The organism is Alkaliflexus imshenetskii DSM 15055, from assembly GCF_000517065.1.
Taxonomy (GTDB): Bacteria; Bacteroidota; Bacteroidia; order Bacteroidales; family Marinilabiliaceae; genus Alkaliflexus; species Alkaliflexus imshenetskii.
The window spans coordinates 1,200,425-1,205,520 of sequence record NZ_KI912105.1; the positions used below are offsets into that span (position 1 = coordinate 1,200,425).

Genomic DNA, 5,096 nt, shown 5'->3' on the forward strand with positions numbered 1-5,096 from the left:
GCTTCGTGCTTACAGCACTTTTCGTATTTCTCAATAAATTCTATCTGGTCACCGGTGGCTCCACATCCAAAGCAATGAAAGGTGCCGGTATCAGAGTATATTTTGCAGCTGGGTTTGTCGTCTTGGTGGAAGGGGCAGCGGATGTGGTTGTTTTTTGTCAATTTGGATGTTGTAATGGGACAAAACCTTGGTTATGGGCAGGTATTGTTTGATATCGGGGATTTGCATGGTGAAAAAAGTTTGAAAATTTTCAATAAAACTATCAGACACAAAAATATCTTATAATTTTTAAAACTCCAAAAACTATCCACTTTATTTCTATCTTATAATTATGTAATTTTGCGATAAATGAGAACTATTGTATGTTTTAGCATCTTGTAGTTATGAAAACAGGTAAGATTATTGCTGACTTACGTAAGTCCAAAAACATGTCACAAGGTGAACTGGCAAGCCAGACCGGCATATCTCAGGTTATGGTGGGTAAATATGAGCGTGGCGATGCCATACCATCAATCGAAGTGGCCAAAAGAATTGCTGATGCTCTTGAGGTTTCTCTCGATTATCTGGTTGGAGAGGGAGTAAACAGCAAATTTGATAAAAACACGCTTAAGCGTATCGAAGAAATTGAACTTCTGGAAGAAGATAAAAAACGAACATTGTTTGACGTGATTGACACGTTTATACGGGAGTCTAAAGGCAGAAAAGCCTTTGCGCTGTGAAATATATGCTACCACTCCAAAAACTCAAGGTTTTCATTTTATGTCTTCTGGGCAGTCATACATCAGCAGGCATGTTCATGCATCTTACCATTACGGTAATGGAAGTTGCAAACTGCCGGTTAAGATTCGGCGAAGTTAAAAACTTCGCCGAGCAAGGGGTCTAATCTTAGGCAGCAACTAATTTAATGCTGCTCTAGTGCTGGATAGTTGTATTTTTCCCAAAATACAGCTTTCTCTGATTTAGATGTTCTCTTTCGTTCTGCATCTTCACCAATTGAATTAAATGGAAATTCATTCGGATAATTAATGTATATTATATGATTTTCTGTATCAAAAGCAAACTTTTTGTATGCAGGAGAAAAGAAATAATCGAACTGCAAATAATCTCTACCTAACAGATAATCAAACTTTTTTGCGTCAACATCTAATATAACAGCAACATCCTTTCCTTGTAAATTTTTCTTCCCTAAAATATATTTCCCATCAGGGCTAACTAATAATATTTCAATATATTCAGCTAGCAATTCACTATTTGGTATATCAAACTTATCTGTCCGGTAAATATTCCAATCATAAGCATCCGTCCCTGGGAAATAATAGAACTTCTTGCCATAAAATAATTGCTCATTGACAATTTGAGGTTTAATACATTCTTTACAAGTAAATTCTTTTGATGCAATCTGCCCATTTTGAAAATTAAATACAGTTATAATACTATCTGATTTTGTAGAACGAAGATAGGTACTAACATATTCATTTAATACTATACAATCTCTTGTATGGCAAATATTAAAATATACTTCTTTATCATAATAATGCATTGAAAATGACTTTATCTTCTTTTCGTTCCCATTTAATTCAATCCAAAAATCTTGATAATCCTGAAGATACTCCCCTCTGTCTAAATCATCAATAGTTTTGTTTTCGTATTTAGAAGGCACTTGGTAAAATCCATGGTATACCGTAACATTATCCAACTGAACAAAATCAAGGACATTTCGTCCTTTCCTTTGTATAGTTATTGAGTCGACCACTCTTCCAATCTTTTCATCATAAAAAAGTTTTACAACTGCCTCTGAAGAAAGGTCTCCATATTTATTCTTATTTCTTAAATTTAATTGATACACTATTTGGTTCTTATTTGAACCAGCTAGTCGATAAATCCTATCATCTTGTATCTCCTTAAGTTCTGCCGACTTTGAAACAACGTTTTCATTAGCAAGCTTATACTTAGCTTGTGGGAACAGGCAATGTATAAAGGCTACCGCTACTATTAGTAAAACTATTAATCGTTTCATATCTGAAATTTACTTTTGTTTATACTTATAGAATTTCACAATCCTATCATCTTTTTCACCTATAAAGGGTCTAGCATCCATTACACCATATGCAGGACCACTTGAAAACTTAACACCCCTTCCACAGTCCATAATCCTTAATACATAATCAAAATCCCTTCTTGCAAAGGAGCCTCCCCATCGGTCGCCTAACTCAACCTTCGTATCAGTTAAATTAGTTCCTGCTCTTTCTCTTTGGGTATTATCAACAACTTCATATAAGCCTCCTGGCACAACCATAAAAACATGTCCTGGTTCATAAGTTCCTATTACAATGTCTTTGTTATCTACCATATCTTGAATTCTTTTCCAAAATTGCACATAGGTTTCCGATGATGATTTCTTAACCTCTTCAAAGTACTCATTCAAATTTCCGGCTTTCAGGTCATCTATTATACCTTGAGCGCTACCACTACCAGCTTCAACTTTACCATATAACTGTTCGCCTTTATCTCTAATCGTAATCGAGCTTCCCGTTTTAGGAAACAATACATCATCTCCAGTTAAATTATATAGAGCCGCTCTCACACAAAGGTTGCAAGCTGCCTCATTAATTTCCCAATCTTCAATAATATTATCTACTGCTGTTTCTGTAGCCTTTAAGTACTTTTGACTAAATTCATCTATACCAAGTTTACTGTTATCGACATACACCTTAAGACTTCCCGCTTTTACCCATCCTAGAAATTCGTGCTTATCATCGTCCTTCTTAGTAATACCTTTATAGTCACCACAATCATGGGTTACATAAAGTATTTCTGATGTTTTTACCTTCTTCTCAGTTTCATCTGAATATGGCAAGGTAAATGGAGACATATCTTCTCTGAGCTTATACTGTTGTTCATCTTCAATAGGTATAATCTGCATTAGGTTATTCGTTGCAGTGCAATATTCTTCGTCCCCATCTTTATATCGAACCAAAGCTCTTGCATTATTTCCAGTTGTTAAATGTGACACAAGTTCTACCATTTTACCCTTTTCAAGAAATTCTGCCGGTTTTACTAGCTTATATGGACTTTCTTTTTCCCTAATATTTGCATCATCCTTAAAGACAATGTAATCCTTAAGACTCGCCAGAGTAGATTCACCTGATAAGTATTTACGAAATATTTCATAATGTTCTTTCCTTAAGAAAAACTTCAAGGCTATTTTAGGATTCGCATAACTCCCTTCATTCAGAACTGCATCAACATCTAAATATTCAAAGTCCATCCGATAGGTAAATCCATCAGGAACATTACCAATTACGCCAGGAGTCCTGTAATCAATATGGTCATGTGAATCTGAAGACAGTTTATTTAAGTCTTCTTTTGAAAAAACATGCAAAGCAGCTCCTAGTGGAATCTCATCCTTTAACAAATTTACTGTTTGTTGTAGATAAACGATGTTTTTTGCAACATTTCTTGTTTTATAATCATGGAACTGAATATAGTTTTGCTTATTTAAGTTCGCTTTCTTAATCCTGTCAATTAGTTCTTGTAATCCCGGTGTGTTTATCATCGCCCCCTCTTCCTCATCCTGCGCCCAGCTAAACAAGACCCTTTCCGGGTTATGAATTAAGTCCCATTGAGGTTATCATCTGCACGGTAAAAACCGGTAGCCACCATCTCCACTACATGGCCTTTTAAGCCTTATTTCAAAGAACGTTACATCTTATTTGCTGCAAGATAGAAAAATTCCGGTACTTGCTTTTTCTTTAATTGAAGTTTTTCATTTGAAGGGTTTTCAATTGAAAAAAAGTTCAAGGATGAAGTGGTGTCCGGATTTGAGCGGAACCAGTCATTTACAACTCGTAGGCAACTTCTTAAGCCTGGCGTTGGCAGGTCAAGGCTTTTGGAAAAAATACTACCCTGAGGAACGATGGGTGGAGATTTTTTTCAAAACCCGAAGGGCTTGGCCTTGCGTGGGCATGGCCGGTGGGCTTTAACTTGGCCGAAGAGGTTTAAATGGCGGTTTTTTTATGGGATGGAGTGTTATTGTAAATATGGATTTTCCTTCTTTCCTTTCTTCTTTTTTCCTTTTCTTCTTCGATTACAACCTGCTGATAATATAGAACTGTGCGAAGGTAAAACAGCCTTGAGCCAGCGTTGGGATAGTGGCTGCAAAAAAGTGGAGTGAGGCACGAACGAAGCGGTTTGCAGACGCTGTGCGCGCGAGCCGACTGCGAGTATGACCGAGGCCTGACGGTGAGAGCTGACGAAGAATGAGGAAGCGAAGCCGGCAGTGGCGTTTACGCTGAGGCTTTGGCGTGGTTATTGATTTTTGGGTTGGCTTTTGTGGGGCGGGCAATAACCATGACAAAGGCGAACCGAGGGAGTTAGCAGGCGAGCCAAACACAGCAGCGGTTGGATGCGTGGCGGCTTGGGCCATAGCGTAGAGAGGCACGAACGGAGCTGTGGAACAAGTGGCCTAAGCAGACAAAGGAGCTGCAGTGAGGAAGAGGAAGGAAGGCAAAAAACATGACAAACTGGAGCGTAGCGTAACCCGGAGGGAACCGAAGGGCGGCTGGCGCTTGTTTTTACCTTATAGAACTTGCTTTTTAAAAACAAGTGCCGGACGGTTTGGCGTGGTTTTTTGCTGACTGACGATGACGAACACCGCTTTACCGGGTCTGTGCGGGGGGTTTTAAAAGTTACTTATCACTGTAATGCCCCCAAAGACTTAGAACATGGATCGTTACGATGTCTTCATTAATAGAGTAAACAACTCGGTGCTTATGATTTATTCTGCGTGAAAACTTACCGGACAGTCCGTATTTCATTAGCTCTAAACGCCCGGTTCCTTCAGTAGGGTTTTCTTTAAGTTCATTAAGAAGTTTAGCAATCTTCTTTAGCACAGCTTTATCACCGGCTTTCTTGTGTTTTTCAATGTCAGCTTGGGCTACTTTGGTAAATTCCAGAGCATAACTCATAACCCAAGTAAATCATTGATTTCTTCAGAACTTGTAACTCTTTTTACCTCACCACTTTTCGCTTGCTCTGCACTGAGTTTTATTTTCTTAACCATCTCAGCATTAAAATAAACATCGTCTTCATTTATG

Annotated in this window: 6 protein-coding genes; 2 read left to right on the forward strand and 4 right to left on the reverse strand. The window is 38.0% G+C overall.

Annotated features, from left to right (window positions below):
• Positions 1–161, reverse strand: a 161-nt coding sequence (locus ALKIM_RS20370) for a CHC2 zinc finger domain-containing protein (protein ID WP_394332395.1), incomplete at its 3' end; no start/stop codon positions are given.
• Positions 162–383: 222 nt separating this feature from the next.
• Between ALKIM_RS20370 and ALKIM_RS0104905 the strand changes: the two genes are divergently transcribed.
• Positions 384–719 carry a helix-turn-helix domain-containing protein gene (locus ALKIM_RS0104905; RefSeq protein WP_026473667.1) on the forward strand — a complete coding sequence of 112 codons (336 nt, stop codon included), beginning with the start codon at positions 384–386 and terminating at the stop codon, positions 717–719.
• A 182-nt stretch (positions 720–901) separates the two neighbouring features.
• On the opposite strand, the gene ALKIM_RS0104910 is transcribed toward ALKIM_RS0104905, so the two are convergent.
• On the reverse strand, positions 902–2,017 hold the full coding sequence (locus tag ALKIM_RS0104910) for a hypothetical protein (RefSeq protein ID WP_026473668.1): 1,116 nt from the start codon (positions 2,015–2,017) through the stop codon (positions 902–904).
• Between the two features lie 9 nt (positions 2,018–2,026).
• The gene (locus ALKIM_RS0104915; RefSeq protein WP_026473669.1) at positions 2,027–3,592 is read right to left on the reverse strand and encodes a hypothetical protein; all 1,566 of its coding nucleotides are present in this window, start codon (positions 3,590–3,592) and stop codon (positions 2,027–2,029) included.
• A 211-nt stretch (positions 3,593–3,803) separates the two neighbouring features.
• On the opposite strand from ALKIM_RS0104915, the gene ALKIM_RS0104920 reads away from it, so the two are divergent.
• Positions 3,804–3,983 carry a hypothetical protein gene (locus ALKIM_RS0104920; protein ID WP_157363777.1) on the forward strand — a complete coding sequence of 60 codons (180 nt, stop codon included), beginning with the start codon at positions 3,804–3,806 and terminating at the stop codon, positions 3,981–3,983.
• Positions 3,984–4,688: 705 nt separating this feature from the next.
• Here ALKIM_RS0104920 and ALKIM_RS0104925 read toward each other — a convergent pair.
• A complete protein-coding gene (locus ALKIM_RS0104925) occupies positions 4,689–4,967 on the reverse strand; it encodes a Txe/YoeB family addiction module toxin (protein ID WP_026473671.1) in 279 nt (92 codons plus the stop codon).
• Between the last annotated feature and the right edge of the window lie 129 nt (positions 4,968–5,096).